The sequence below is a fragment of the Streptomyces sp. NPDC051822 genome (assembly GCF_044452745.1).
GTDB lineage: Bacteria > Actinomycetota > Actinomycetes > Streptomycetales > Streptomycetaceae > Streptomyces.
The window spans coordinates 61,091-87,491 of sequence record NZ_JBITBZ010000004.1; the positions used below are offsets into that span (position 1 = coordinate 61,091).

Consider the following 26,401-nt stretch of genomic DNA (forward strand, 5'->3'; position numbering starts at 1 on the left):
GGGTCCTCCTTACGTGATCTCCCCCGTGGTGCTGACCACCCTCGCACGGGCCACTGACAACGGGTTCAGGAGACCGGTCGGGAGTCGAGCCAGACGGATTCGAACTCCTCCCGGTATGTCTCGAAAAGTCCGTGGTCGCCGTCGTGGCTGCCCTGTCCGTGCCGCACCACGTTCCGCCCGCCGCCGCGCAGTACGAGGACGGGGGCCTCCATGCCCCGGGCCCGGCGCAGGTAGGACTGGACGACGCCGACCCCGTCCGGCCCGTCGCCGTCCACCAGGTAGGCGGTGAAGCGGGGTGTCTCGTCGAAGACGTGGATCTGGAAGGCGCCCGGGTCGCGGAGCTTGGAGCGGACCCGCCGCATGTGCAGGATGTTCATCTCGACGGAGCGGCTCAGCTCGCCCTTCCTGAGGCCGAGTTCGCGCTCGCGGCGTTTGACCGCGCTGCTCGCCGGGTTGAGGAACAGGAGCCGGGTCCTGCAACCGGACTCGGCGAGCCGGACCATGCGCCGGCCGGAGAAGTTCTGCACGAGCAGATTGAGACCTATGCCCGTGGCGTCGAGGCGGCGCGCGCCGCCGAAGAGGTCCTCCGCGGGCAGCTGCCGCTGGAGTCGCACCCGGTCGGGGTGGACGGAGACCACGTCCGCGTACCGGTCGCCGACGAGGTCCTCGACCGCGTCCACGGGCAGCCGGTCGGCGGACGGCACCCCGGCGCCGCTGCCGAGGATCTCCAGGATGCGGGCGGAGGCCCGCTCGGACTGGGCGAGCACGGTCAGCGAGAGGGCACGGTTGCGGGAGACCACGTTCCGCGTGACCTCCAGCTCGTCGAGGGCGAGCTCGACCTCGCGCCGGTCGTCGAAGTAGGGCTCGAAGCAAGGCCAGTGCTGGACCATCAGTTCGCGCAGCTGCGGCAGCGTGAGGAAGCTGAGGACGTTGTCGTCGGCCGGGTCGAGGAGGTAGCCCTTGCGGCGCGACACCTCGCGCACGGCGACGGCGCGCTGCACCCACTCCTGGCCCGCCGGGCCGGCCGCGGCCACCACCCACTCCTCGCCGTGCACCGGTTCGTACACGGGCCGCAGGACGGCGGCGACCACGGCGCGGAGCCGCTGTTCGACGAGATTCAGCCAGATGTAGGCCCGCCCGGCACGCTGGGCGCGGGTGCGGACCTCGCTCCAGGCCTCGGCGCCCCAGTCGAGCTCGGCCCCGATCTCCACAGGGCGGGCGACGGTGACCGTGCCAGGCGGCACGGCGCCCGGCGGGGCGACCGCGCCGGGCGGCGCCTCGGCTGAGTCCGCCGGGCCCCCCTCACGGCCCGCATCCCCTGGGGGCAGCTCCAGACCTCCCGAGCTCACCCGCGCACCGCCTTCTGCTCCTGGACGCCCGTGTCGACCGGTCCGACAACGATCAAGGAAGGGTACTCCGCGAGCGGGAGGCGGTGCAGCAGGATCGTCAGGCTGCTTGCTCAACTCCCGAGATCGGGCTGCCCGTTCTGGGAGGCGAGATCGGGCGGAGTGAGCGGATTCATAGCGGTTACGTCCCTGGGCGCGAGCTGGAAGCCTTGCCAGTGGACCGGCATGGGCTGCTGGTCCTCGTCCCGGGCGATGTGGTGGAACCCGATGTTGACCCACACCGTCGGCCTGGTCAGGGTCTCGCCGTTGACCCACTTGTCCACGCTGTCACCGGCGTTGGGTGCGCAGGCGCCGATGTTGTTGCTGGCGAACTTCTCGCAGGCGCGGGCCTGGGTGAAGTACACGTCGTGCTTGGTGAAGCCGCGCCCGGCGTGGGTGTCGGTGTGGCCGGGGGCGATCTCGTACGAGCGGGCGTGGCCGTCGGCGTTCTTGCCGGTGCCGCTGACCACCCGCCACCAGCGCATGTTCTTCGCGTCTCCGGCGAGTTCCTTGGTGACGACGGTGCGCTTGGTCTTCACGGTCGGCCCGCCGCCGTTGGCGGGCGGCGCGGTGACGGTGGAGTCGAACTGCTCGATCCGGTCCTTGGTGGAGCCGTCGAGGCCGAAGTCGAGCTTCCAGAAGACGTTGTGGGCGTGACTGGTGGCGTAGGCGCGGGCGCCCTTGCCGATGGGCCAGCCGCGGCCGTCGGTGGCGTTGTAGTCGACGGGCGAGAGGCTTCCGGTGGCTCCGACGTTGGCGCCTATGGTGCCGTCGGCGGAGAACCGCCACTCGGAGATGTACTCGTACCAGCCGACCTTGTTGACGGTGTAGACGAGCAGGTCCTTGCCCTGGGCCTGCCAGACCTTGGTGCCGTTGTCGCTGGCCATGCGGTAGGCGTGGCCACGCGCCCGCGTGGTGGTGCACAGGCCCTTGATCTGGCCGACCTCGGGCACCTTGACGGTGGTGAGGGCGCCGCCGGGGCACTCGGCGGGCTTGAGGTTCTGCAGGCCCCAGCCGAATCCCGCGCCGGTGAGGTCGTCGTACTCCGCGGCGCCGTCGTCGTAGGGGACGTGGATCTGGGCGAGCCGGGCGCTGGCGAGGACCTTGATGGGGGCCGCGGCACCGGGCGGCTGGAAGGTGACCTTGTCGAGCGTGAGCCCGGCGTCGGTGTCGTAGCGCCAGCACATGCGCCAGGTCGTGCCGCCGTCGAGCTTCTGGGTGATGCGGTGGGCGGCCGAACAGTCCGGTGTCGGCGGGGCCACCGGTCGTGTCGGAGCCGGCGGGCGGGGCACGGAGGGCGCGGCGGTCGCCCCGGTCGCGGGGCCGGCGGCGGCCGTGGCGGTGCCGAGGAGGGCGGCCGCGGTCAGGACGGCGCCCCGCCTGCGGGCGCGCCGGTGCAGCTGGATGGGCATGTGTACGTACTCCCTCGTACGGAGTGTGGCAGGAGAGGACCGGGCGCGGCGGTGGTCAGCCGACGCGGGTGACGGTCCTCGCGGAGAGGTCGACGATCAGGTTCCGGGTGTCGATCCAGGCCCCGTTGAGGACCTTGGTGACGAGCCGGACGCAGCGGTGCTCGCCGCAGCGGGCCAGCTGCGCGGGCACGTTCTTCTCGCGGTAGGTGCGGTAGACGTCGCCGTTGAACCACAGCTGCGCGGTGGAGGTGAGCTTCTTGCCGGTGGCGTCCTGGTAGTCCTCCTTGACGCCCTTGCCGAGCGGGCTCGCGAGGATCAGTTCCAGGGCCTCGCGCAGCTCCTCGGGGTGGGCGGAGGGCTGGACGCCGCGCTGCGAGCCCGACTTCTCGACCTTCCCCGTGTCGAGGTTGACGGTCCGGACGATCAGTTCGTCCCGCGCGTAGTCGTAGAGGCGGACCTCGGCACGGCGTGTCGGGTCGCCTTCCACCGGGTCCGCGAGGTCGGTGCCCAGGTGCTGCGGCCCCCGGCCGCCCTCGACGTCCTGCTGGGCGGTGGCGGCGGGCGGGGTCAGCGCCAGCGTCCCGGCCCGTGCGAGCTCGTCGTCGGTGAGCGGGTCGCTGCCCACTCCCCTCTCCCCCTCGGCCGCCGCGGGGACCACGGTCGCCGGCGGCGGTGCGGCGCCGGTGGCCGCGGCCCCGGCCTCCCCCTGGCCGGTCGCGCCGGCCGACGCGCCCCCTGCCGACGTACCGGCGGCCCCCGTGGCTCCGGCCGCCCCCGCGGTTCCGGCGGTTCCGGCCGATCCGGCCGCCCCGTTCGCTCCCGCCGGGCCCGGCAGGCTGATCGCGACGGCCACGGCGGTCCCCGTCACCGCCATGGCCGCTCCGGCCACCACCTTCCCCAGGTGGCGACGCGCTATTTCGTACACACTTCCCCCTCTTTCCCCCTCTTGGTCTGCGGTCACCCGGTAGGACGGGGCGAAGTCCTAGGAGGTTGCCCCTCTTTCGGGCAGGATCTGGCCGAAGAACACCTACAAAACCCGGACAGAAGAGGAAGAGTCGTATCCATGCAGGTCTGGCCGGGACAGGCGTACCCCCTGGGCGCCACCTATGACGGAGCGGGAACCAACTTCGCGGTCTTCTCGGAGGCCGCCCACAGGATCGAGCTGTGTCTGCTTCATGACGACGGCTCGGAGACGGCGGTGGAACTGCGCGAGACAGACGCCTTCGTGCGGCACGCCTATCTGCCGGGCGTGATGCCCGGCCAGCGGTACGGGTTCCGCGTGCACGGCCCGTACGCGCCGGAGCGCGGGCTGCGCTGCAACGCGGCGAAACTGCTGCTCGACCCGTACGCGCGCGCGGTGTCGGGGCAGGTCCAGTGGGGGGAGGCGGTGTACGGCTATCCCTTCGGGCGGCCGGACGCGCGCAACGACCTCGACTCGGGCCCGCACACCATGACCTCGGTCGTGGTGAACCCGTACTTCGACTGGGGCGACGACCGGCGTCCGCGCACCGAGTACCACCACACGGTGATCTACGAGGCCCATGTGAAGGGTCTGACGATGCTCCATCCGGACCTTCCGGAGGAGCTGCGCGGGACGTACGCGGGGCTCGCGCACCCGTCGGTGATCGGGCACCTGAAGGAACTGGGCGTGACCGCGCTCGAACTGATGCCCGTGCACCAGTTCGTGAACGACCACCGCCTCGTGGACGCGGGGCTCTCGAACTACTGGGGCTACAACACGATCGGCTTCTTCGCCCCGCACAACGCCTACGCGTCCTGGGGCGACCGGGGCCAGCAGGTCCTGGAGTTCAAGTCGGCGGTCCGCGCCCTGCACCAGGCGGGCATCGAGGTCATCCTCGACGTGGTCTACAACCACACCGCCGAGGGCAACCACATGGGCCCGACGCTGTCCTTCCGGGGCCTGGACAACCCCTCGTACTATCGGCTCGGCGACGACCCCCGCTACTACTACGACACCACCGGCACCGGAAACTCGCTGCTGATGCGGTCCCCGCACGTGCTCCAGATGATCATGGACAGCCTGCGGTACTGGGTCACCGAGATGCACGTGGACGGCTTCCGCTTCGACCTGGCGGCCACCCTGGCCCGCCAGTTCCACGAGGTGGACCGGCTGTCCTCGTTCTTCGACCTGGTGCAGCAGGACCCGGTGGTGAGCCAGGTCAAGCTGATCGCCGAGCCGTGGGACGTCGGCGAGGGCGGCTACCAGGTGGGCAACTTCCCGCCACTGTGGACGGAGTGGAACGGCAAGTACCGGGACTGCGTGCGGGACCTGTGGCGGGGCGAGCCGCGCACCCTGGCCGAGTTCGCCTCGCGGCTGACCGGCTCCTCCGACCTCTACCAGGACGACGGGCGCCGGCCGCTCGCCTCGGTCAACTTCGTGACCTGCCACGACGGCTTCACCCTGCGCGACCTCGTCTCGTACAACGACAAGCACAACGAGGCCAACGGCGAGGGCAACCGGGACGGCGAGAGCCACAACCGGTCCTGGAACTGCGGCGCCGAGGGCGACACCGAGGACGTCGGCATCGCCGAGCTGCGCGCCCGCCAGACGCGCAACTTCCTCGCCACCCTGATGCTGTCGCAGGGCGTGCCGATGCTCAGCCACGGCGACGAGTTCGGCCGGACACAGGGCGGCAACAACAACGCCTACTGCCAGGACAACGAGGTGTCCTGGGTGCGCTGGCCGAAGCCGGACAGCGAGGCCGAGACCACGCTGCTCCGGTTCACCCGGGCGATGGTGCGGCTGCGCCGGGACCATCCGGTCTTCCGGCGCCGCCGGTTCTTCCACGGACGCCCTGTGGAGGGCACCCACGACGAGCTGACGGACATCGCGTGGTTCACGCCCGAGGGCGAGGAGATGAAGGCCCGCGACTGGCAGGCGGCGCACGCCCAGGCGCTCACCGTCTTCCTCAACGGCAACGCCATCTCGGAGCCGGGCACCCAGGGCGAACGGATCGCCGACGACTCCTTCCTGCTGATGTTCAACGCCTCGGCGAAGGAGCTGGAGTTCTCGGTGCCGGACAGCCACGGGGCCTGCTGGCGCACGGTGGTGGACACCTCCGACCCGGAGGGCATGCCGCCGCACGAGGGCCCGCAGCTGGCGGGCGGGGAGCGGGTGACCCTCGCGCCGCTCAGCCTGACCGTGCTGCGCCGGCCGGCCTGATCTCCCGTACGGGAGTGCTCACCCGTACCGACCAGGACAGCAGCGCGCAGGCCACGGCCGCCCCCACCGCCACCGCGAAGGCGGCGGGGGCGCCGTGGTGTTCGGCGAGCCGTCCGGAGACGGCCAGGGCGAGGGCCTGGCCGCCGACGATCCCGCTGGTCAGGAAGGCCATGGACTCGGCGAGCCGGACGGCGGGGACGGTCCGCTCGGTGAGGCCGAAGACGGTGATCAGATGCGGGGCGTACGCGGCTCCGAGGACGATCACGACCGCGTACAGGGCGCCGAGGGAACCGACGAACAGCAGCGGTACGGAGAGGACGACGAGCGCGGCGGTCGCGGCCCGCCAGCGGGTCATGAGCCCGATCCGGGCGGGCACGGCCGCCATCGAGAGTCCGACGGCGGCGCTCATCACCCCCATCGCCGCGTAGACGAGCCCGGCCTGCGCGGGCGCGCCGAGCCGCTCGGTGAGCGCGGTGATCCCGGCCTGCGAGGCGCCGAACATGGCGCCCTGGAGGACCATCGCGCCGCGCAGGGCGTACGCCGATCCGGGCAGGCGCGTCCGTTCGGCGGCACCCGATCGGGTGGACCCGGAGGGTTCCGGTGCGGTGGCCCGCGCCGTCGGGTGGAGGGCGAAGGCCGTCCCGCAGACGGCGAGGAGGACCGCCGCGAGGAGGAGCGCGGCGGCCGGGTGGGCGAGGGCGGCGGCGAGGCCGACGAACGCCGGGCCGAGGACGAAGGACACCTCGTCGAGGGTGCCCTCGAAGGAGAGCACCGCGCCGACGGTCCTGTCGTCCGCGCCCGAGCGGCGGGCGAGGGCCACCGAGCGGGTCCTCGCCAGCGGCCCCACCTGCGGGACGGTGGCTCCGGCGAGCCCGCCGAGGACCATCAGCGGGATGGTGGGGACGTCCCCCAGGGCGGCGAGGACCAGGGCGGTGACGGCGACGGCGTTGGCGAGGGAGGCCGTGAGGACGACGCCGCGCTGGCCGTGCCGGTCGGCGAGCCGGCCGATGACCGGCCCCGCGACGGTCTGACCCGCCGCGAGCGCCCCGCCGGTGAGACCGGCCGTGGCGAGGGAGCCGCTGGTCTCGGCGACCAGGAGCAGGCTGCCGAGCTGGCACATCGCGGTGGGCAGCCGGCCGAGGAAGGAGACGGCAGGCAGGGCCGTGCCGAGCAGCGACAGCGTGTCGCGATACATCCGGAGCATCACGCGAAGCTAACGCGACGCACACGAACGGGTGCATGGGGCGATGACACAGAAGCCCTCCGGCCGGGTACGTACGTTCGCATGACCTCCTCCTTCGCCGCCCCCACCGCCACCTACCGCCTCCAGCTCCAGCCGGAGTTCCCGTTCGCCGCCGCCGAGCGGGCCGTGCCCCACCTCGCCGGCCTCGGGGTCTCGCACCTCCACCTCTCCCCCGTCCTGGAGGCCGTCCCCGGCTCGAACCACGGGTACGACGTCACCGACCACCGTTCCGTACGGGCCGAACTCGGCGGCGAGGACGGGCTGCGGTCCCTCGCGGCGACGGCGCGGGCGCACGGGCTCGGGCTCGTCGTCGACCTGGTGCCCAACCACATGGCGGCCTCCCCCCGGCACAACCACGCGCTGCGCGCCGTCCTCCGCGACGGCCCCGACTCCCCGTACGCCCGCTGGTTCGACATCGACTGGCGGGCGGGTGACGGCCGTCTGCTGCTCCCGGTGCTGCCCGCGCGGCTCCCCGAGGTGCGGGACCGGCTGCGGGTCTCCGGCGGGGCGCTGCACCTGGACGGGCAGGAGTTCCCGCTGCGCCCCGGCACAGAGGGGCTGCCGCTCGACGAACTGCTCGACGCCCAGTGGTACCGGCTCGGCTGGTGGCGTCTGGCCAGGACCGAGCTGGGCTACCGCCGGTTCTTCACCGTCTCGGACCTGATCGGGGTGCGGGTGGAGGACCCCGAGGTGTTCGCGGCGAGCCACGCCAAGATCGTCGAGCTGGTCGGGGACGGGGTGATCGAGGGGCTGCGCATCGACCACCCGGACGGCCTCGCCGACCCGCAGGGCTATCTGGAGGACCTGGCGGCGGCGACCGGCGGGCGCTGCTGGACGGTGGTCGAGAAGATCCTCACGGGTCCCGAGACGCTGCCGGCCGCCTGGCCGGTCGCCGGCACCACGGGGTACGACGCCCTGCGGCACCTCGACGGGGTGTTCACCGACCCGGAGGGCTCTGCCGAACTGGCTGACCTGTACCGCGAGTTCGTCGGGAAAGCGGCAGACAGGGGCGGGCACTGGGAGGCGACCGAGCGGCGCGCCGCGTACGAGGTGGTCGGCCACGACCTGGCCGCCGAGACGGCCGCGCTCACCCGGATCGCTGAGCGGATCTGCGCCGCGGACCCCGCGCTGCGCGACCACGCCCCCTGGGCGCTGCGCACCGCGATCCGTGAACTCCTCGTTCGGGTGCCGGTGTACCGCCCCTACCGGACCGGCGGCGAGGAGGTGCTGACCCCGGAGGCCGCGCGGGGCGCGAAGGCCGCGTTCGCGGTGCCGGAGGAAGCCGCGGTGGTCGACGTCGTACGGGAACTGGCGCTCGGCGCGCGCGGTGACGGGCCCGAACACCGGGCGTTCCGGGCCCGGTTCGCGCAGACCTCCTCCGCCCTGCGGGCCAAGGCGGTGGAGGACAGGGCCTTCTACCGGTACACGCCGCTGCTCTCGGCGAACGAGGTGGGCGGCGACGCGGGCCGCCCGGCCGTGCCGGTGGAGGAGTTCCACGCGTACTGCCTGCGGATCGCCCGGGACTGGCCGGGCACCGGCACCGTGCTGTCCACGCACGACACCAAGCGCAGCTCCGACGTCCGGGCGGCGATCGCGGTGCTCTCGCAGTGCCCTGAGGTGTGGGCGGAGCTGCTCGGGGAGGTCGCGGGGGTGCCCGCGCCCGACGCGCACGTGGCGTGGACGGCCTGGCAGACCGCCTTCGGCTTCGGGGCCCCGGACGCGGACCGGCTGGCCCCCGCGATCCTCAAGTCGGTACGGGAGGCGGGGCTGCGGACCAGCTGGACCGAACCCGATGCCGAGTACGAACGCGCGGTGGCCGAGTTCGCGGCGGCCGGCCCCGGCCGCATCCCGCTGCGGGCGGCGTCGGAGGCGGCCTTCGCCCTGGAACCACACATCCGGGCGCACGCGCTCGGGGTGCTCCTGGCACAGCTGACGATGCCGGGGGTGCCGGAGCTGTACCAGAACACGGAGCGGGAGTACCGGGCCCTCGTCGACCCGGACAACCGGGCCCCGTTCGCGGTCGGGGCGGACGACGACCGTACGGCTCTGGTGCGCGCGGCCCTCCGGCTGCGCCGCGAGCGCCCGGAGGCCTTCGGCGCGGGGGGCTCGTACACGCCGCTGACGGCCGAGGGCCCGGCGGCCGCCCACTGCCTGGCCTTCGCACGCTCGGGCGAGGTGGTGACGGCGGTGACCCGGCTGCCGCTGCGGCTCGCGCGGGCCGGTGGCTGGCAGGACACGGAGCTGGTCCTGCCTGAGGGCAGGTGGGAGGATCTTCTCGACGGGGTAAGGGAGTTCACGGGAGGGCCCGCCTCCGAGACGAAGGCGGCGGAGCTCTTCGCGGAGCGGCCGGTGGCCCTCCTCGCCCGGATCCACGGGCGAGGCACGCGCTGCCGGACCGTGCCGCCGGACGGGCGGTCGTACGGGGAGAGGTCAGGGCGATGAGCTCAGTGTGGGTGTTGTTCGGGGTCCTCTGGGGCCTCGTCGGGCTGCTGGTCCTGGTGCACGCGCGGCGCAGTCGCGGGTACAGCAGGACCGAGGGGGCCGAGGGGCTGCTCATCGAGCAGCGGGCCAGGGAGCAGGCCGCCGAGGACCGGGTGACCTATCACCCCCTGGCCGTGCACGACGCCCCGATCAGCTACAAGGACATCCACAACCGTCATCGTCCCTGAGGCCCCGCGTTCCGCGGGGCCTTCGGGCCGTCAGAAGCGGGAGGCGCGGGAGACCTCGCACTTGGTGTACTCGGAGCCGTCGCCGGTGCCGATGTACGGGGTGGTGACCTCGGCGCTCTGGGAGGCGCCCGCCGTGACCGCGATACCGGCCTCGAAGGCGGTCCGCGGGACGACGTCGCCGCCCGCGGGACCCGTGAACTTCATGGTGACGTTGTAGTCGTAGTCCATCGTGCTGTCGTTCTTCACGGTGACACGGGCGACGAGGTTCTTGGTGGCCGGGTCGTACTTGCACTCGTCGATGGTCACGTCGCGGGCCGCCTTGTCGGCGCTGCTGGAGCCGCCGGGCAGGGAGCCGCCGGACGTACCGCCGGAGGTGCTGTCGTTGTCGCTGTGGTTGCTGCCGCTGGAGCTGCCGGAGCTGCCGCTGCTGCTGTTGTTGTCGCAGCCGCCTCCGCCGGAACCGCGGGCACCGGTCAGGGCGACGACCGCGACGGCGGCGACGGCGATTCCGCGGACATGACGCATCTTCATGTTTCAATCCCCGTTGAAAGTGGCACTAAAAAGGGCTCCTTGACGAGCGCACGTCACCCTAGCAGCGGTCGGGGACAGCTCGCCGACACCCCCGATCAGCCCCCCGGACGGACGATCAGACTGCGCGGCGCCCGGGTGATCAGTCCCGTCGCGGTGGGCCGGAAGCCGTCGGCGAGCCGTAGCCGGGGCATGGCCGCGAACAGGGCGCGCAGGGCGTACTCGGCTTCGAGGCCGGCGAGGACGACGGCCGGGCAGAAGCCGGAGCCGTACGTGAGCTGACCCGGGTCGTCGCGCAGCGGGTCGAAGCGGTCGGGCTCCCGGAAGCGCTCCGGGTCCCGGCCCGCCGAACCGACGAGCAGGGCTACGGACGCCCCCGCCGGGATGACGCCGCCGCTGACCGGGATCTCGGCACTGGTACGGCGCACGGCGATCTGCACCGGCGGATCCCGGCGCAGCGACTCGGTCCAGGCCCGGCCCACGAGCCCGGCGGGGGCGTCGCGGAGGGCGGCGACCTGGTCGGGATCGGCCAGGACGTTGCCGAGGAAGGACGCGAGCGCCTTCTCCCGTACGGCGATCTGCCCGCCGCACTCCCCGCCGAGCGCCCCCGCCGCCCGGCCGCGTACGAGCCGCATCATGTCGCGGTACGGCACGCCGACGGCGGCGGCGACGGTTCCGGCGGGCAGCCAGTGGCAGAAGTCGGCGACCAGGTCGACCTGGGGCCGCTCCGCGAGCCGGCGGGCCAGGACGTACGCGGTGCGTTCGGCGAACGACCGCAGGGCCTCGACGTCGACGTCGACGTGGGCCCGCGCGCACGGCGGGTCGCCCGGCCGGTGCCCGTGGGTGAAGCGGCTGTCGGTGAGGGCGGTCGCCACGTCCGCGTACCGGGAGAGCACCCAGGCCCGCAGCAGCGGGTCGTAGGTGAGCGGGAACTCCTCGCGCAGGGTGCGGTGGATGCCGTGCGGATCACGTGACGCCCCCGGATCGAGCGGGCTCGGCGCGACGGTCCTGGAGCCCGGCGGGATGGCTCCCGCCGGCCCCTCGGGCCCCGTGGCGGTCGGATCGGCCACGGTCCGCACGCTCCCCGGCACCGGAACGGGACCGACCCGCCGCCCGGGGGCCGCGGGAGCCATGGCCGGCAGGCGTGTCCAGGGGTCACCGCCCTCGGGCGGCTGCGGCCGGTCGCTCCCTATGCCGTGCTTCGGCTCGTCGCTCATGGCGCCCCCTGTCGATCGGCGGTGGGTGCCGCGGCCGGAGATCGTGGCGCGCGTCCCCACAGCCCACCACCGCGCGCGCCGCACCGCCCGCCCCATACCGCCGAACGGGTGAACGCATGAACGGGTGAACGCCGCCGTGCGCGGGTCCCCGGCCACCCCGTGGCCCCCGGGGACCCGCCTCAGCCGTGGGACAGCCGGAACGTCATCTGTCCGAAGCCGACGACGTCCCCGGGACGCACGACCACCGCGCCCGTGACCCGCCGCCCGTTGACCGTCGTGCCGTTCGTCGAACCGAGGTCGCGCAGCACCCACATCCCGCTCTGCAGCGAGAGTTCGGCGTGCAGCCGGGAGGCGGTCTCGTGGCTGAGCCGCAGTCCGTTCACCGGGTCGCGCCCTATCCGCAGCGGATGCGGGCCGGGCAGCGGAAGCAGCAGCTTCGGCAGCCGCTCCGCGTGCCACGCGCGCCCCAGCTTCGCCGTGAACGCGGACATCCGCTCGACCGCGCCCACCACCCGCCGGGTCCAGGTGCCCTCGGTCCTCAGGTCGGCGGTGAGCAGGTCGAGTTCGTCCGGCCGCCGCGCCTGGAGCGCGCGCTCCATCCGGAAGAGGAACGTGTCGTGCGAGAGGCGGCCCTGAGCGGCGCCCTCACGGAGCAGCCCCAGCGCGCGGTCCCGCTCGGCGTCGGTCGGCCGAGGTGAGTTCGCCGGAAGCTCGAAAGGGGTCGTCACACCCGTGATTGTCGGCCCGTCGGGCCCGAAGTGTCCAGAAGGGCCCCCGCCGACGCCGTCTAGGCCCCCCGCCGACGGCGTCCGGGGCCGCCAATGGGCCGGTACGGAGTTACCGGGCCGGCCCGGTAACTCCGTACCGGCTCCTCAAGATCGCTGCTACGGTCTGCGGTCTCCACGCCCGAGACCCCCAGGGGGAAACACCACGTGACCGCGTCTGTCCCGACCACGCACGGCCTCGTCATACGTCCGCTCGCCGGGCCGGAGGAACTCGACCTGTTCCTCGGCCTTACTTACTCGCTCGACCACGAACTCGCCGACGACCTCGCCACGGGCCGCCGGGTCCCGGAGTGGATGTGGGTGGCGCTCGACGGCGACCGGCTCGTCGGCCGGATCGCCTGGTGGACGAACAAGACCGGCGGCGAACCGCAGGCCCTCGACTTCTTCGACCTCTCCCCCGAGCTGCCCGCCGAGGCGCGCGAGGAGATCGGTCTGGAGCTCCTGGAGACCGCGACGGCCGCCGTCGTCCCGGCCGGCACGCAGCGCCCCGAGTTCGGGCGGTTCATGCCGGCGGACTGGCGCGAGGTGCCGGAGACCCGCTCCCTCCTGGAGTCCGTCTTCTCCGTCCTGGAGCGCGCGGGGGCGCGTCCGCTGGTCGAGCGGCTCCGTCTGGAGTGGCGGCCCGGCACCCCCGTACCGGAGCCGAAGGGCCGTCTGGAGTTCCGTCCCGTGCGGGACCGGGAGGACCTGGTCACCCTGATGACGCCGGTCCTGGAGGGCACCCTCGACGCGCACGGCCAGGCCGAGCTGGCCTCCGGGCTCACCGCGCGCCAGGCGGCGGAGCAGCACTTCGACGAGGAGTTCGCGCACTACGCCTCCCCGCGCGAGTGGTGGCGGGTGGCCCAGCTGCCGGAGAGCGGCGAGCCGGTCGGCTTCGTCGTCCCCGCGCGCAACAACTACAACCACACGATCGCGTACATCGGTGTGCTCCCCGCCCATCGGGGGCACGGGTACATCGACGACATCCTGGCGGAGGGGACACGGATCCTGGCCGCCGTCGACGTGCCCCGCATCCGGGCCGCGACGGACCTGGGGAACGTGCCGATGGCGGCGTCCTTCGCCCGTACGGGCTACGACACGTTCGAGCGCGCGATCAACTACGTGTGGGACGTGCCGGGCGCGTCGGGGTCCTGACTGCCAGGATGGTCGCGGTGGTCACGCGTTGATCCACTGAGTGTCCGCCGAGTGGCTGGTCCGTCGACGAGGGGATTCCCGTGCTCTTCGAGGTGTGGGCGCCGAGCGCCCGTGACCGGGTGATGCTGTCGCTGAACGGCATCGACCACCCCCTGGAAAGGGACGCCGAACGGGACGGCTGGTGGACCGGTGTCGTACCCGCCGAGGACGGCGACCGCTACGGCTTCGCGCTCGACCACCGGCCCGTGCTGCCCGACCCGCGCTCTCGCCGGCTGCCCGACGGGCCCGACGGCCTGAGCGCGGTCGTCGACCACTCGGCGTACACCTGGCGCCACGAGTCCCCGCGCCTGCGGCTGCGCGGTGCCGTCCTGTACGAGCTGCACATCGGCACCTTCACCCCGGAGGGGACGCTCGACGCGGCCGCGGCGCGCCTCGGGGAGCTCGCGGGCCTCGGCATCACCCATGTGGAGCTGATGCCGCTGTGTCCGTTCCCCGGGGTGCGGGGCTGGGGGTACGACGGGGTGGCGCCGTGGGCGGTGCACGAGCCGTACGGCGGCCCCGAGGCGCTGAAGCGGTTCGTGGACACGGCCCACGGGCTCGGCATGGGCGTGGTCCTCGACGTGGTCCACAACCACCTGGGCCCGTCCGGCAACCATCTCCCGTCCTTCGGCCCGTACTTCACGGACACCCACCACACCCCGTGGGGCGCGGCGGTGAACCTGGACGCGCCGGGCTCGGACGAGGTCCGGGCGTACTTCCAGGGCAGCGCGCTCGCCTGGCTGCGGGACTACCGGATCGACGGGCTGCGGCTCGACGCCGTGCACGCGCTGGCCGACACCCGGGCGCTGACCTTCCTGGAGGAGCTGTCGGCGGCCGTCGACGAGCTGGCGAAGGAGCAGGGCCGTACGCACTTCCTGATCGCCGAGTCCGACCTCGCCGACCCGCGCATGACCACCCCGCGGAGCCTCGGCGGCCTCGGCGTCCACGCCCAGTGGAACGACGACTTCCACCACGCCCTGCACACCGCCCTGACCGGCGAGTCCCAGGGCTACTACGGCGACTTCGCGCGGGCCCCGATGGCGGCGCTCGCCAAGACGCTCACCCGTGTCTTCTTCCACGACGGGACGTACTCCGCCTTCCGGGGCCGGCACCACGGGCGCCCGGTGGACCGGGAACGCACCCCCGCCCACCGCTTCCTCGGCTACGCCCAGACCCACGACCAGATCGGCAACAGGGCCCTCGGCGACCGCCTTTCGGCCTCCCTCTCCCCCGGTCTGCTCGCCTGTGCGGCGACGCTGGTCCTCACCGGGCCTTCGGTGCCGATGCTCTTCATGGGCGAGGAGTGGGGGGCGGGGACGCCCTGGCAGTACTTCACCGACCACACCGATCCCGAGCTCGCGGAGGCCGTACGGCGGGGCAGGCGGAAGGAGTTCGCGGCGCACGGCTGGTCCGAGAACGAGGTTCCCGACCCCCAGGAGGCCGCCACCCGCGACCGTTCGGTCCTCGACCGCGCGGAACGCGAACGGGACCCGCACAAGCGGCTGCTCGCCTGGCACCGCGAGCTGATCGCGCTGCGCCGCACCCTGCCGGACCTGACGGACCCGGACCTCGCGGGCGTGAAGGCGGCCTTCGACGAGGAGGCCCGCTGGCTGGTCTTCCGGCGCGGGGTCCTGCGGGTGGCCGTCAACCTGGGCAAGGAGCCGGCGGTGATCCCGCTCGGCACCAACGGCCGCGACCGGGTCCTGGCGGCCTGGGAGCCGGTCGAGGCCCCGGCGGCGGACGGGGCCCTGCGACTCCCCGGCGAGTCGGCGGTCGTCCTCACGGACGGCTGAGGCTCCGCTGCCGGTGTCTACTCGACGATCGCCATCTCGTGCGGGGTGTTGTTGAAGCGGCGCCCGCCACCGTCCTCGGTCGCCGTGACGATGTCCTCGATGCGGACGCCGAAGCGGCCCGGGAGGTAGACGCCCGGCTCGATCGAGAAGCACATGCCGGGGACGATCGGCAGCTCCTCGCCCTCGATCATGTACGGCGGCTCGTGCGTGGTGACGCCGATGCCGTGGCCGGTGCGGTGGATGAAGTACGCGCCGTAGCCGGCGTCCGTGATGACCTTGCGGGCCGCCCGGTCGACGTCCTGGCAGGCCACCCCGGGGCGTACCGCCTCGAAGCCGGCCTGCTGGGCCTCCCGTACGAGGTCGTGGATCCGCCGCTCCTCGTCGGTCGGTTCGCCGACGTGGACGGTACGGGTGGTGTCGGAGCCGTAACCGTGCTTGAGGCCGCCGAAGTCGAGGACGACCATGTCGCCGCGCTCGATGACCCGGTCGCCGGCCTCGTGGTGCGGGTTGGCGCCGTTGGGGCCGGAGCCGACGACCGTGAAGTCGACCTGGGAGTGGCCGAAGCGCATGAGGAGGGCGGCGAGGTCGGCGGCGACGTCGGTCTCCTTGCGGCCCGCGAACCTGACCTTCAGGATCTCGCCGTACGCCCGGTCGGCGGCGGCCCCGGCGGCGGCGATCCTGGCCAGCTCGTGCGCGTCCTTGACGCCCCGGAGCATCGGCAGGGCCTCGGTGAGGGAGACGTACGAGGTGCCGGGCAGCGCCTGCTGGAGGCCGAGCAGGTGCATGGCCCAGGCGTTGTCGCTGACGCCGAACCGTCCGTCGACGTCGAGCAGGGGCGCGGTGACGGCGTACGGGTCCTTGCCGTCGGTCCAGTCGCGCAGGGTGAGCGCGGCGGCCCCCGCGGCCTTCTCGGCGTCGGGGGCCTCCAGGGTGGGGACGACGAGGACGGGTTCCTGTCCTGCGGCGAGGACGAGGACGGTGAGGCGCTCGGTGATCGCGGTGGGCCGGTAGCCGGTGAGGTAGACGAGGTCGGGTCCTGGGGCGACGATGACGCCCGCGAGCCCGGCGTCGGCGGCGGACTCGGCGGCGCGGGCCATCCGGGCCCGGTAGTCGTCCGCGGTGAAGGGAACGACCTCTTCGGGGGCTTCCGTGCTCGGCATGGCGGGCTCCTTCTCGGCTTCCTCGACGTACAGCATCCTGCCGGGCGGCGCCCCCACCCGCGACCGGTCGGCGGCGGTCAGCGGCGGTCGGGGCCCTGGGCGATGAGCCGTTCCAGAAGCTCCTGGAAGTCGTCGCCGACGACGATCCGCAGCTCCCCCCGCTCCTCGTCGTGCTCGCTGAGCTGGGTGAGCGTGCCGCCCTGCCACCAGAAGACGTACGGGCTGATGGCGCCCGGCACGTCCTCGTACCCGGAGGCGGCGAACGAGGCCATCGCGCCGAGGGCCGGGATGATCGAGGTGTCGCGGATGGGGTGGAAGGCGAGCTGGTGCCGGAAGGGCAGCGCGACCAGGGCGCCGTGTTCGCCGATCGGCCGGCCGGTGACCCGCTGGACCACGCCGTCCAGGTCGAGGACGCGGCTCGCGGTGTAGAAGGAGTCGCCGAGGATGATCTCGAAGCACATGCCGTCGGCGTCCCGGACGGTCTCGTGCTCCTCGACGGGCAGCCCGCGCAGGTTGCGCAGGGCCCGGTCGCGCAGCTGGGTGTGGTCCCCGAGCCGTTCGAGGGCCTCGTCGGTGAGCATCATGACGCTCTCGGGCAGGTCGAGGGCGAGGATCTCGTAGAGGCCGGGGGCGACGGTCCTGGCGTAGCCGAAGGCGGCGGCGTCGATGCCGTCGCCGCTGACGACCCGCGGGTAGAGCTGGGAGCGGATCTGCTCGGGCGGCAGCGTGTCGAGGGCGGAGGGGCCGTCCATGGCGCGGACCACGAGATCGATGTGCCGGTGGATCGTGCCGGGCCAGACGCGGGGGCCGCGGGGGTCCTGGTGGCAGACGGCGGCGAGGTTGCCGAGGCCGAAGCGGCGTCCCTTGTCGTCGATGACGTGGTCGGCGTAGACCGTGACCTCAAGGCCGAGTTCGGCGAAGGTGGCGCGGACCCGGCCGCGGAAGAGCGCTGCCTCGCGTTCGGAGAAGTACGCGAACTCGGGGTCCCTCGGTGCGTCGTCGCCGTCCCGCCTGGGTCCTCGTCGCAGCCACCCCACGCCCGCCCGCCTTCCGTCGCCGTTGCGCCCAGCGTAGCGACTGCGCGTGTCAGCCCCGGAGCCGACGGGTGAACTCGGCGACCGGGCCGCTCGGTTCGGCGGACGCGCCGGGCGGCAGGAGGAGTTCGGTGCGGTGGACGAGCCGGGGCGCCACCAGGGGGACGGCGAAGGCGCCGGGCACGGATGCCGCGAGGGACGAGGGCAGCAGGGTCAGGCCGTGGCCCGCGGCGGCCAGGGCGAGGAGGGTACGGGTGTCGGCGCCGTCGTAGCGCAGGGCGGTACGGAAGCCCCCGCCCGCGGGCCCGCCGTGCACGGCCCGCAGCCGGTCGAGCGGGATGCCCGCGGCGGGCGCGTCCAGCCAGCGGGCGTCGGCGAGGTCGTCGAGGCGGAGCCCGGACCGCCCTGCGAGTGGATGGCCCGCGGGCAGGAGGACGGCGAGCGGCTCCTCGGCGACGCCGGTCGCGGCGAGCGGGGCGACGTCGGGCGGCGGGAGCGGGTCGCTGGGGGCGGCGATGCCGTCGACGAGGCCGGCGTCGGCCTCTCCGGTGGCGACGGCGACGGGCACCCCCTCCAGGGGCAGACCGCGCAGGGTGACGCCGGTGGCGGGGAGCGCCGCGAGGGTGCGGGCGTGCAGGGCGAGCGGGGAGGCGGCGACGCGCAGGGTGGCGCGGGGCGCGGCGGCGAACCGGTCGAGGTCGGCGCGGGCCGCGTCGAGGCGCAGCAGCAGCGGCCCGGCGTGTTCGAGGAGCCGCTGCCCGGCCGGGGTGGGGGCGACGGGCCGCCGGGTGAGCAGCGGGAGGCCGAGGTCGGTCTCCAGGGCGGCGATGTGCTGGGAGACGGCGGACTGGGTGTAGCCGAGTACGCGCGCGGCCTCGGAGAAGGAGGCGAGCCGGGCGACGGTGACGTACGTCCGGAGGAGGTGCGGGTCCATGGAGTCGTCGGCTCAGGACCCGTCGGGGGCGGTGAGGAGGGCGCGGGCGTAGTGGGCGAGGGAGCGGTTGTAGCGGGGCAGCAGGGGCGCGAGGGCGCCGAGGGCGAGGGCGGCGGCCTCGCGGTCGCGCCCGGTGTCGGCGAGGGCGAGGGCGAGGAAGGCGTCGACGGCCGTGCCGAGGGCCTGCTCGTCGGCGTCGAGCCGGTCGGCCGGCATGTCCCGCTCGGCGGTGAGGAGTTCGACGGCGCGGTCGGGCCGGCCGAGGTTGCGCAGGCTGCTGGCGAGCTGGATGACGGCCCGGCGGCGGCGCAGTCCGGTGAGGCCCTGGTCGAGGGCGCGCCGGTAGAGCCGGACGGCCTCCTCGGGCTGTCCTGTGGAGTCGTGGGCGGCGCCCTGCTCGAAGAGGGCGGCGGGGTCGTCGGCGGGCCGCTCGGCGGCGAGTTCGGCGACGCGGGCGCGGAAGTCGGCGGGTTCGTGGGTGTCGATCCGCTCCCAGAGGGCGGTGACGCGGCGCTCCCAGTCATGGTCGTTCGTCATGCGGTTCAGCGTATCCGTCGGCGCATAAGCGTTCGTGATGGATCGTTCGGGAATCATCGTTGGACGTGAACGGGGAGTGCCGCGAAGGATGGCGGCATGAACAGCACCGGCCTTCCCCGCACCTCCCGCACGCCCCGTATCGCCCTGGTCGGCGACCGCTCGCCGCACGTCCGCTCGCACGTCCGCGTCCCCGTCCTCCTCGACGCGCTCGCCGAGCGGGACGGTCTCGTCCTCGACGCGTACTGGATCCCCACCGGGGACGCGGAGGCGCCGGGCGCGGTGCGGGGCTTCGACGCGGTGTGGGTGCTGCCGGGGAGCCCGTACGCGAGCGAGGCGGGGGCGCTCGCGGCGATCCGGACCGCCCGCGAGGAGGGCATCCCCTTCCTCGGCACCTGCGCCGGCTTCCAGCACGCCCTGGTCGAGTTCGCGAGGGACGTCTGCGGTCTGGAGCGGGCGGCGCACGCCGAGAACGACCCGGCGGCGGATCCGGGCGACCTGCTGATCGCGCCGCTCGCCTGCTCGCTGGTGGGCCACGAGGGTCCCGTACGGGTCACCCCTGGTTCACTGGCCGAGAAGGCCTTGGGCGCGGAGCGCACGACGGAGCGGTACCAGTGCGACTACGGGCCGGACAGCCGCCACCTGGACACCCTGCGGGCGCACGGCCTGCGTTTCACGGGCGCGGACGAGGAGGGCGGGGTGCGGATCGCCGAACTGCCCTCGCACCCGTTCTTCCTCGCGACCCTCTTCCAGCCCGAGCTGTCGGGCGACGGCACCCGCCCGCACCCCCTGGTCCGGGCACTGGCGACGGCGGCGACGGAACACGCGGGCCGGGGGGCCCGATAGCCCTACGCCATGTTCACCACGAGATGGGCACGGTCCCGGCCCCTGGCGACCAGACGGGCGTTGAGCTCGTCGGATTCGAGGACCCAGCGCTCGGCACGGTCCCGGTCCTTGCCGAAGCGGACGTGCCGCTCCACGAGCCGGGGGACGCGTCGCGCGTCGTCGAGCTCCAGGTACCAGGCCTCGTCGAGGAGGGGCAGGACCCCGGCCCAGGCGCCCTCGTCGTGCAGGAGGTAGTTCCCCTCGGTGACGACGAGCGGGACCTCGGGCCCGACGGGTACCGCCCCTGCGACCGGCTCCTCCAGGGAGCGGTCGAAGGCGGGCGCGAAGACGGTGGTGCCGGGCTCGGGGGAGCGCAGCCGGGCGAGGAGCGCGGTGTACCCGGCGGCGTCGAAGGTGTCGGGCGCGCCCTTGCGGCCGGCCCGGCCGAGGCGTTCCAGTTCGGCCTGGGCCAGATGGAACCCGTCCATCGGGACGAGGACGGCGAGCCCGTCGAGGCGGGCGACGAGCCGCGCGGCGAGCGTGGACTTCCCGGCGCCCGGCGCACCGGCGAGCCCGAGGACGCGACGGCGCCCCGGCACGGCGAGCCGCCGCGCACGGGCGGCGAGCCGGTCGAACTCGTGATCGTCCATGAGGGGCATTGTCGCGCACCGGGGCGGAGACAGGACCGGGCTGCCCGCGGCCACGGCCTTGGTTCCGACCCCAGAACCACGCACCCCTCCCCCGGAACCCTTGCCCGGACCCTCCCCCGTCCCTCGTTCGTACCCTCGGTACGGCGAGGGTATCCGCGGGGTCGACGCGGGTCGACGCGGATAGATTCCTGCCGCTTCCGCGTATTACGTTGTAGTAATGCCGTCCATCGCACTCGTCACCCTCGTCGTCCGTGATTACGACGAAGCCATCGCCTTCTACACCGACGCCCTCGGGTTCGCGCTCGTCGAGGACACCGATCGGGGCAACGGCACCCGCTGGGTCGTGGTCCGTCCGCACGGCGCCGCGGGCGTCGGCGGCCTGGGCAACGCCGGGCTGCTCCTGGCCCGCGCCAAGAACGAGGAGGAGGAGGCCGCCGTCGGCAACCAGACCGGCGGCCGTGTCGGGTTCTTCCTCCACACCGAGGACTTCGCCCGCGACCACGCCCGGATGTCGGCGGCCGGTGTGAAGTTCCTGGAGGAACCGCGCCACGAGCCCTACGGTTCGGTCGCCGTCTTCGAGGACCTGTACGGCAACCGCTGGGACCTCCTCCAGCCGGCGGACGCCGAAGCCTCCGCGTAGGCCCCCGTCGGGCCCCGCCGGGGGTCGCCTACGCCTGCCCTGTGAGCCCGTCGAGCCGCTCACGCTGGCCCGGTGTCAGGCGGAGGCCCGCCGCGGCGACGTTCTCCTCCAGGTGGGCCGTCCGGGCCGTGCCCGGGATCGGGAGGACGACCGGCGAGCGGTCGAGGAGCCACGCGAGGGAGACCTGCGCGGGGGTGGCGTCCAGTTCGGAAGCGACGGAGGCGACGGTGGCAGCAGCGGCGAGTCCGGCCGACGCGCCCGGCGCGCCTCCGGCGACGGGCCGCCACGGCAGGAACGCGATGCCCGCCGCCTCGCAGGCCGCGAGCACCGGCTCGTGCTCGCGGTCGAGCAGGCTGTACCGGTTCTGCACGCTGACGACGTCGACGATCTCCCTGGCCCGGTCGAGTTCGTCGACGGTGACCTCGGAAAGACCGATCCGCCCGACCTTGCCCTCCTCCTGGAGCCTCCGCAGCGCCCCGAGCTGGTCCGCGAGGGGCGTCCCCGGATCGATGCGGTGCAGCTGGAGCAGTTCGATCCGCTCGACGCGGAGCCGGCGGAGCGCGTCCTCGACCTGACGGCGCAGGGAGTCCGGCCGCGCGTCGTGCCTCCACCCGTCCGGCCCCGACGACCGGGCGATGCCGACCTTGGTGGCGATGAGCAGCCCGTCGGCGTAGGGGTGGAGGGCCTCGGCGAGGAGTTCCTCGTTGGCCCCCCAGCCGTACATGTGCGCGGTGTCGATCAGGGTGACGCCCAGCTCGACGGCCCGCCGGGCCACCTGGAGGGAGGTCTCGCGTGCGGCGCCCGGTCCGGCCGGCAGGCGCATGGCTCCGAATCCGAGCCTCCGGACGTCCAGCTCCCCGCCGATGCGAAACGTGGTCGGTGTCGTCATGTCTCGTCTCCGCCTCTCGGTCAAACCGCGAGGCTAACAAGGCGGTTGGCGGGCCCCGGGGACGATAATCGCTGTCGCTCGGCGGCTTCGGCTCCCTACACTCGCGTCTCGGCGCACCGATGGGTGCGCCGCCGAGCCGTACGTCGTACGTTCGTGCGTCCGTACGTTCCGAGTGACCGTCCGAGGGGAGAAGACCATGCGCAGCAGCCGTTCCGCCGCCGCCGTGGCCTCCTCCCGTGCCCGGTACGACGTGATCCTCGCCTCCTCCGCCGAGCGGTGGCGGCTGCGCGCCCGCCATCGCCGCCCGTGACGACGTCGGCTCCCTGACCCGACCGTCGTACGGGAATCGCGCTGCCCTGTTCTCCACGCAGCAGCGAAAGGCACGACACCGTGCGTACCCACCTCACCTCCCGCGTCCGCAACCTCGGCATCCTGGCCCACGTCGACGCGGGCAAGACCACCGTCACCGAGCGGTTCCTCTTCCTCACCGGCGCCACCCACAAGCGCGGCGAGGTCCACGACGGCACCACCGTCACCGACTTCGACCCGCAGGAGCGGGACCGGGGCATCACGATCTTCGCCGCGGCCGTCAGCTGCGACTGGGCCGGGCACCGGATCAACCTGATCGACACGCCCGGACACGTCGACTTCTCCGACGAGGTCGAGCGTTCGCTGCGCGTCCTCGACGGCGCCGTCGCCGTCTTCGACGCCGTCGCGGGCGTCGAACCGCAGAGCGAGACGGTGTGGCGGCAGGCGGACCGGCACGGCGTTCCGCGCCTGGCGTTCGTCAACAAGATGGACCGCGCGGGCGCCGAGCTCGACGCGGCCGTCGAGTCGATCCGTACCCGCCTCGGCGCCGTCCCGCTCCCCGTCCAGCTCCCCATCGGGCGCGAGGACGGCTTCACCGGCGTCGTGGACCTGGTCCGGATGCGGGCGTACGTGTGGCCCGAAGGCGCCGGCACGTACACCGAGCGGCCCGTCCCCGACGAGCTGCGGGACGAGGCCCGGCATCGCAGGCGACACCTGGAGGAGACGGTGGCGGAGCTGCATCCCGGCGCCCTGGAGGAGTTCTGCGCCGACGGCGCGCTCTCCGCGGGGACGCTGACGGACGCGCTCCGCGACCTCACCCTCTCCGGCGAGGCCGTGGTCGTCCTGTGTGGCTCGGCGTACCGCGACCGGGGCGTCGAGCCGCTGCTCGACGCCGTCGTCGCGTACCTCCCGGCTCCGTCCGACATGCCGCCGGTGCGCGGCGGGGTCGCGGCGGACACGGAGGCGCCGTTCACCGCGCTCGCCTTCAAGGTGAGCGCGACCGCCACCGGCCGCATGACCTACGTCCGCGTCTACGCGGGCACGATCGGAAAGGGGGACACCGTGCTGGACGCCGTCACCGGCCGCACCGAGCGGATCGCCCGCATCCTGCGGGTCCAGGCCGACCGGGCGACCGAGGTCGACGAGGCGCGCGCGGGCGACATCGTCGCCGTCGTCGGGCCGAAGGCCGCCCGCGCCGGGTCGACGCTGTGCGATCCGTCCGCGCCGGTCGTCCTCGAACCGCCGACGACCGCCGACCCGGTGGTCTCGGTCGCGGTGGAGGCCCGCCGCGGCACGGACACGGGCCGCCTGGCGACGGCTCTCGCGCGCATGAGCGAGGAGGACCCGTCGCTCGTCGTGCGGTCCGACCCCGAGACGGGCCAGACCGTACTGTCCGGGCTCGGCGAACTGCACCTGGAGGTCGCGGTGGAGAAGCTCCGGCGCGACCGGGGCCTTGAGGTGACGGTCGGGCGTCCACAGGTGGCGTACCGGGAGACGGTAGCGAAGGGCGTCACCGGCCTGCTCTACCGCCACGTGAAGCAGGACGGCGGCGCAGGCCAGTTCGCCCATGTCGTCGTCGACATCGAACCGGCCGCGGAAGGCGAGGAGTTCGTGTTCGTGTCCACGGTCACGGGCGGCCGGGTGCCGCAGGAGTACGTCCGCGCGGTCGAGGCCGGCTGCCGTGACGCCCTCGTCGAGGGTCCGCTCGGCGGCCACCCGGTGACGGGTGTCCGGGTCACGCTCACGGACGGCGCGACGCATCCGAAGGACTCCTCGGAGATGGCGTTCCGCGCGGCGGGCCGCTTCGCGCTCCGCGAGGCGCTCCGCGCGAGCGCGATGACGCTCCTGGAGCCGGTGGCCGACGTGACGGTCACCGTCCCCGCGGAGTCCGTCGGCTCGGTGCTCGGCGACCTCGCGGCCCGCCGCGGCCGGGTCACGGACTCGACGACCCGCTCGGGTACGGCGGTGGTGGCGGCGACGGTCCCGCTGGCCGAACTCTTCGGCTACGCGTCCCGCCTGCGGGGACGTACGCAGGGCCGTGGCACGTTCACGACCCGCCCGGCGGGGTACGCCCCGGCGCCGTAGGGCCATCTGAACGCCGGGCGTCCGGTCCGCCGCACCAGTGGTGCGGCCGGACGCCCGGTGGCTTCAGGCCCACAGGCATGCCTGACCTGGCCGATCCGGCAGCCGATCGGGTTGTCGGGGGCGGTCGGCCCGGCGGGCCTGAAGCTGTCCGTTCGGCTTCCTTCTACGCTCGCGGGGGACCGAGGGAGGCTGTGGCGCAGAGGCACGCAGCCGCGGGATCCCCTGGCTCCGGCCTCCCGAGATCCGCTCCCCTCCCCGCCGAAAGGTCGCACTGTCGTGCCCGAAAACGCCCTGACCGGCGCGCCGCCGTCGGCCGGCCGCATCCGCCGCCGCCGGACCCGCTCCGCGCTCTTCACCGCCCTGTGCACGTTCCTGCTCGTACTCCCCGGGTCCTTCGCGGCGGCCACGGCCCACGAGCCCCCGGTCCAGCTGAGAGTCATGACCCAGAACATGTACCTGGGCGCCGACCTCCGGCCCGTCCTCGGAGCCACCGACACCGCTTCGCTCATCGCGGCCGTCACCCGGGTGTACGCACAGGTCGAAGCCACGAACTTCCCCGCGCGCGCCGAGGCCATGGCCGACGAGATCGCCGACGACGACCCCCACGTGGTGGGCCTGCAGGAGGTTAGTCTGTGGCGGAGCCAGACCCCGGCCGACTTCAGCTCCACACCCAACGCCACCGTCGTCGAGTACGACTTCCTGCGGACCCTGCTCGACGAGCTCGCCGAGCGCGGCAAGCACTACGCCGCCGTGGCGACCATCACCAACAGTGACCGCGAGGTCCCCCGGTCCACGCCCACCGGCTACCAGGACGTCCGCCTCACCGACCGGGACGTGATCCTGGCCCGCACCGACCTGCCCACGAGGAGGTTCTCCGTCGCCAACCCGCGACAGGGTGCCTTCGCGGCTCGCCTGACGATCCCCCACCCGGTGCTCGGGAGCATCCCCTTCATGCAGGGCTGGACCTCCGTCGACGCCACCCTGGGCGGCCGCACCATGCGCGTGGTCAACACCCACCTCGAAGCCGCCAGCCCCTCCGTCCAGGTGCGGCAGGGCGCCGAGCTGCTCGCCGGCCCGCTCGACACCGACCTGCCCACCGTGCTCCTGGGCGACCTCAACTCGGCCGCCGGTGGCGTCGGGGCGGTCCCGGGCATGAGCGACACGCCGACCTACGGCAACTTCCTGGCCGCCGGGTTCCGCGACGTGTGGACGGAAACCCGTCGCAGGGATCCCGGCTTCACCTGCTGCCAGGACCCCGCCCTGCGCGATCTCCCGTCGGCCCTCAGCCAGCGCATCGACTACGTGCTGTTCCGCAACGGCTTCGAGGCCGTACGGGCCGAGCGCGTGGGCGAGGAGCCGGACGACCGCACTCCGTCGGGCCTGTGGCCCTCGGACCACGCGGGCGTGGTGGCCGCGCTCAGGCTGCCGCGGCGCTGACGGAGACGGAGCCCGTACGGGAAGTCGGGAGGCGCCGCGCCGCGTCTGACGCGTGCGCGGCGCCGCCCGCTCAGTCGATGCAGAACTCGTTGCCCTCGACGTCCTGCATGTTGATGCACGACTCGTTCTCCTCGTCGGCGAGCAGCACCTTCGTGCACACCGCGCCGAGGGCGACCAGGCGGTCGCACTCCGCCTGCAGCGTGGCGAGGCGCTCCTCGCCCACGAGCCCGGTACCGACCCGCACGTCGAGGTGCAGCCGGTTCTTGGCGACCTTCCCTTCGGGCACGCGCTGGAAGTACATGCGCGGTCCCACACCCGTGGGGTCCTGGGCCACGAACCACGCACCCCGGCTCTCGGGCGGCAGCGAGAGGTCGTACTCGCCCCACGTGGCGAACCCCTCCGGCGGCGGCGGTACGACGTAGCCGAGGACCTCGCACCAGAAACGAGCGACACGCTCGGGATTCGCACAGTCGAAGGTGACTTGGAACTGCTTTACGGACGACATCGCGCCACCA

23 protein-coding genes are annotated in these 26,401 nt (G+C 73.5%); 9 read left to right on the plus strand and 14 right to left on the minus strand.

Features of this window, described 5'->3' with window-relative positions:
• Positions 1 to 65 precede the first annotated feature (65 nt).
• The 3 genes from ACIA8N_RS15305 to ACIA8N_RS15315 form a co-directional block, all read right to left on the minus strand.
• Entirely contained in the window at positions 66 to 1,349 is a 1,284-nt protein-coding gene (locus ACIA8N_RS15305; protein ID WP_365780668.1) for an SAV2148 family HEPN domain-containing protein, read from the minus strand.
• A gap of 110 nt (positions 1,350 to 1,459) precedes the next feature.
• Positions 1,460 to 2,797, minus strand: a complete 1,338-nt coding sequence (locus ACIA8N_RS15310; protein WP_365780667.1) for a copper amine oxidase — start codon at positions 2,795 to 2,797, stop codon at positions 1,460 to 1,462.
• A gap of 55 nt (positions 2,798 to 2,852) precedes the next feature.
• Positions 2,853 to 3,671: a Tat pathway signal sequence domain protein gene (locus ACIA8N_RS15315; RefSeq protein WP_399416586.1), complete on the minus strand. Its 819-nt coding sequence runs from the start codon at positions 3,669 to 3,671 to the stop codon at positions 2,853 to 2,855.
• A gap of 189 nt (positions 3,672 to 3,860) precedes the next feature.
• Between ACIA8N_RS15315 and glgX the strand changes: the two genes are divergently transcribed.
• Positions 3,861 to 5,981, plus strand: a complete 2,121-nt coding sequence (glgX, locus tag ACIA8N_RS15320) for a glycogen debranching protein GlgX (RefSeq protein WP_365780665.1) — start codon at positions 3,861 to 3,863, stop codon at positions 5,979 to 5,981.
• On the opposite strand, the gene ACIA8N_RS15325 is transcribed toward glgX, so the two are convergent.
• Entirely contained in the window at positions 5,950 to 7,176 is a 1,227-nt protein-coding gene (locus ACIA8N_RS15325; protein WP_365780719.1) for an MFS transporter, read from the minus strand. The genes glgX and ACIA8N_RS15325 overlap by 32 nt on opposite strands.
• A gap of 90 nt (positions 7,177 to 7,266) precedes the next feature.
• Between ACIA8N_RS15325 and treY the strand changes: the two genes are divergently transcribed.
• The gene (gene treY, locus ACIA8N_RS15330) at positions 7,267 to 9,666 is read left to right on the plus strand and encodes a malto-oligosyltrehalose synthase (RefSeq protein WP_365780664.1); all 2,400 of its coding nucleotides are present in this window, start codon (positions 7,267 to 7,269) and stop codon (positions 9,664 to 9,666) included.
• Positions 9,663 to 9,893, plus strand: a complete 231-nt coding sequence (locus ACIA8N_RS15335) for a hypothetical protein (protein WP_365780663.1) — start codon at positions 9,663 to 9,665, stop codon at positions 9,891 to 9,893. The genes treY and ACIA8N_RS15335 overlap by 4 nt, the downstream gene beginning before the upstream one ends.
• A 30-nt stretch (positions 9,894 to 9,923) precedes the next feature.
• On the opposite strand, the gene ACIA8N_RS15340 is transcribed toward ACIA8N_RS15335, so the two are convergent.
• The 3 genes from ACIA8N_RS15340 to ACIA8N_RS15350 all read right to left on the minus strand — a co-directional run bounded on the left by ACIA8N_RS15340 (position 9,924) and on the right by ACIA8N_RS15350 (position 12,366).
• Positions 9,924 to 10,424, minus strand: coding sequence for a hypothetical protein (locus ACIA8N_RS15340; protein WP_365780662.1), 501 nt, complete (start codon positions 10,422 to 10,424; stop codon positions 9,924 to 9,926).
• A gap of 95 nt (positions 10,425 to 10,519) precedes the next feature.
• Complete coding sequence (locus ACIA8N_RS15345) at positions 10,520 to 11,638, minus strand: cytochrome P450 (protein WP_365780661.1); 1,119 nt, start codon at positions 11,636 to 11,638, stop codon at positions 10,520 to 10,522.
• Between the two features lie 179 nt (positions 11,639 to 11,817).
• A complete protein-coding gene (locus ACIA8N_RS15350) occupies positions 11,818 to 12,366 on the minus strand; it encodes a DUF1707 and FHA domain-containing protein (protein ID WP_365780660.1) in 549 nt (182 codons plus the stop codon).
• A 204-nt stretch (positions 12,367 to 12,570) separates the two neighbouring features.
• Here ACIA8N_RS15350 and ACIA8N_RS15355 point away from each other — a divergent pair, with 204 nt between their 5' ends.
• Positions 12,571 to 13,557 carry a GNAT family N-acetyltransferase gene (locus tag ACIA8N_RS15355; RefSeq protein ID WP_365780659.1) on the plus strand — a complete coding sequence of 329 codons (987 nt, stop codon included), beginning with the start codon at positions 12,571 to 12,573 and terminating at the stop codon, positions 13,555 to 13,557.
• Between the two features lie 80 nt (positions 13,558 to 13,637).
• Positions 13,638 to 15,389, plus strand: a complete 1,752-nt coding sequence (gene treZ / locus ACIA8N_RS15360; protein ID WP_365780658.1) for a malto-oligosyltrehalose trehalohydrolase — start codon at positions 13,638 to 13,640, stop codon at positions 15,387 to 15,389.
• Between the two features lie 17 nt (positions 15,390 to 15,406).
• Here treZ and ACIA8N_RS15365 read toward each other — a convergent pair whose 3' ends face one another.
• The 4 genes from ACIA8N_RS15365 to ACIA8N_RS15380 form a co-directional block, all read right to left on the minus strand.
• Positions 15,407 to 16,549 (minus strand): aminopeptidase P family protein, encoded by a 1,143-nt coding sequence (locus tag ACIA8N_RS15365; RefSeq protein ID WP_365780657.1) that lies wholly within the window; start codon positions 16,547 to 16,549, stop codon positions 15,407 to 15,409.
• A gap of 77 nt (positions 16,550 to 16,626) precedes the next feature.
• Entirely contained in the window at positions 16,627 to 17,586 is a 960-nt protein-coding gene (locus ACIA8N_RS15370) for a hypothetical protein (RefSeq protein ID WP_365780656.1), read from the minus strand.
• Positions 17,587 to 17,635: 49 nt separating this feature from the next.
• The gene (locus ACIA8N_RS15375) at positions 17,636 to 18,517 is read right to left on the minus strand and encodes a LysR family transcriptional regulator (protein WP_365780655.1); all 882 of its coding nucleotides are present in this window, start codon (positions 18,515 to 18,517) and stop codon (positions 17,636 to 17,638) included.
• 12 nt (positions 18,518 to 18,529) lie between these two features.
• Positions 18,530 to 19,054 carry a tetratricopeptide repeat protein gene (locus ACIA8N_RS15380; RefSeq protein ID WP_365780654.1) on the minus strand — a complete coding sequence of 175 codons (525 nt, stop codon included), beginning with the start codon at positions 19,052 to 19,054 and terminating at the stop codon, positions 18,530 to 18,532.
• 96 nt (positions 19,055 to 19,150) lie between these two features.
• Here ACIA8N_RS15380 and ACIA8N_RS15385 point away from each other — a divergent pair, with 96 nt between their 5' ends.
• Positions 19,151 to 19,897 carry a hypothetical protein gene (locus ACIA8N_RS15385; RefSeq protein WP_365780653.1) on the plus strand — a complete coding sequence of 249 codons (747 nt, stop codon included), beginning with the start codon at positions 19,151 to 19,153 and terminating at the stop codon, positions 19,895 to 19,897.
• A gap of 2 nt (positions 19,898 to 19,899) precedes the next feature.
• On the opposite strand, the gene ACIA8N_RS15390 is transcribed toward ACIA8N_RS15385, so the two are convergent.
• Positions 19,900 to 20,526 carry a nucleoside/nucleotide kinase family protein gene (locus ACIA8N_RS15390; protein ID WP_365780652.1) on the minus strand — a complete coding sequence of 209 codons (627 nt, stop codon included), beginning with the start codon at positions 20,524 to 20,526 and terminating at the stop codon, positions 19,900 to 19,902.
• 217 nt (positions 20,527 to 20,743) lie between these two features.
• Here ACIA8N_RS15390 and ACIA8N_RS15395 point away from each other — a divergent pair, with 217 nt between their 5' ends.
• Positions 20,744 to 21,166, plus strand: coding sequence for a VOC family protein (locus ACIA8N_RS15395; protein ID WP_365780651.1), 423 nt, complete (start codon positions 20,744 to 20,746; stop codon positions 21,164 to 21,166).
• Between the two features lie 28 nt (positions 21,167 to 21,194).
• On the opposite strand, the gene ACIA8N_RS15400 is transcribed toward ACIA8N_RS15395, so the two are convergent.
• A complete protein-coding gene (locus tag ACIA8N_RS15400; protein WP_365780650.1) occupies positions 21,195 to 22,055 on the minus strand; it encodes an aldo/keto reductase in 861 nt (286 codons plus the stop codon).
• A gap of 390 nt (positions 22,056 to 22,445) precedes the next feature.
• Here ACIA8N_RS15400 and fusA point away from each other — a divergent pair, with 390 nt between their 5' ends.
• Both fusA and ACIA8N_RS15410 read left to right on the plus strand, forming a co-directional pair.
• Complete coding sequence (gene fusA / locus ACIA8N_RS15405; protein WP_365780649.1) at positions 22,446 to 24,449, plus strand: elongation factor G; 2,004 nt, start codon at positions 22,446 to 22,448, stop codon at positions 24,447 to 24,449.
• A gap of 276 nt (positions 24,450 to 24,725) precedes the next feature.
• Complete coding sequence (locus tag ACIA8N_RS15410; protein ID WP_365780648.1) at positions 24,726 to 25,886, plus strand: endonuclease/exonuclease/phosphatase family protein; 1,161 nt, start codon at positions 24,726 to 24,728, stop codon at positions 25,884 to 25,886.
• 70 nt (positions 25,887 to 25,956) lie between these two features.
• On the opposite strand, the gene ACIA8N_RS15415 is transcribed toward ACIA8N_RS15410, so the two are convergent.
• Positions 25,957 to 26,391: a VOC family protein gene (locus ACIA8N_RS15415; protein ID WP_365780647.1), complete on the minus strand. Its 435-nt coding sequence runs from the start codon at positions 26,389 to 26,391 to the stop codon at positions 25,957 to 25,959.
• Between the last annotated feature and the right edge of the window lie 10 nt (positions 26,392 to 26,401).

What these genes read in the sequence shown, in the direction of transcription:
- ACIA8N_RS15310 (WP_365780667.1), bottom strand. Translation starts at nt 2,797, where the DNA reads ATGCCCATCCAGCTGCACCGGCGCGCCCGCAGGCGGGGCGCCGTCCTG.
- ACIA8N_RS15315 (WP_399416586.1), bottom strand. Translation starts at nt 3,671, where the DNA reads ATGGCGGTGACGGGGACCGCCGTGGCCGTCGCGATCAGCCTGCCGGGC.
- glgX (WP_365780665.1), top strand. Translation starts at nt 3,861, where the DNA reads ATGCAGGTCTGGCCGGGACAGGCGTACCCCCTGGGCGCCACCTATGAC.
- ACIA8N_RS15325 (WP_365780719.1), bottom strand. Translation starts at nt 7,176, where the DNA reads ATGTATCGCGACACGCTGTCGCTGCTCGGCACGGCCCTGCCTGCCGTC.
- treY (WP_365780664.1), top strand. Translation starts at nt 7,267, where the DNA reads ATGACCTCCTCCTTCGCCGCCCCCACCGCCACCTACCGCCTCCAGCTC.
- ACIA8N_RS15335 (WP_365780663.1), top strand. Translation starts at nt 9,663, where the DNA reads ATGAGCTCAGTGTGGGTGTTGTTCGGGGTCCTCTGGGGCCTCGTCGGG.
- ACIA8N_RS15340 (WP_365780662.1), bottom strand. Translation starts at nt 10,424, where the DNA reads ATGAAGATGCGTCATGTCCGCGGAATCGCCGTCGCCGCCGTCGCGGTC.
- ACIA8N_RS15345 (WP_365780661.1), bottom strand. Translation starts at nt 11,638, where the DNA reads ATGAGCGACGAGCCGAAGCACGGCATAGGGAGCGACCGGCCGCAGCCG.
- ACIA8N_RS15365 (WP_365780657.1), bottom strand. Translation starts at nt 16,549, where the DNA reads ATGCCGAGCACGGAAGCCCCCGAAGAGGTCGTTCCCTTCACCGCGGAC.
- ACIA8N_RS15375 (WP_365780655.1), bottom strand. Translation starts at nt 18,517, where the DNA reads ATGGACCCGCACCTCCTCCGGACGTACGTCACCGTCGCCCGGCTCGCC.
- ACIA8N_RS15380 (WP_365780654.1), bottom strand. Translation starts at nt 19,054, where the DNA reads ATGACGAACGACCATGACTGGGAGCGCCGCGTCACCGCCCTCTGGGAG.
- ACIA8N_RS15385 (WP_365780653.1), top strand. Translation starts at nt 19,151, where the DNA reads ATGAACAGCACCGGCCTTCCCCGCACCTCCCGCACGCCCCGTATCGCC.
- ACIA8N_RS15390 (WP_365780652.1), bottom strand. Translation starts at nt 20,526, where the DNA reads ATGGACGATCACGAGTTCGACCGGCTCGCCGCCCGTGCGCGGCGGCTC.
- ACIA8N_RS15395 (WP_365780651.1), top strand. Translation starts at nt 20,744, where the DNA reads ATGCCGTCCATCGCACTCGTCACCCTCGTCGTCCGTGATTACGACGAA.
- ACIA8N_RS15400 (WP_365780650.1), bottom strand. Translation starts at nt 22,055, where the DNA reads ATGACGACACCGACCACGTTTCGCATCGGCGGGGAGCTGGACGTCCGG.
- ACIA8N_RS15415 (WP_365780647.1), bottom strand. Translation starts at nt 26,391, where the DNA reads ATGTCGTCCGTAAAGCAGTTCCAAGTCACCTTCGACTGTGCGAATCCC.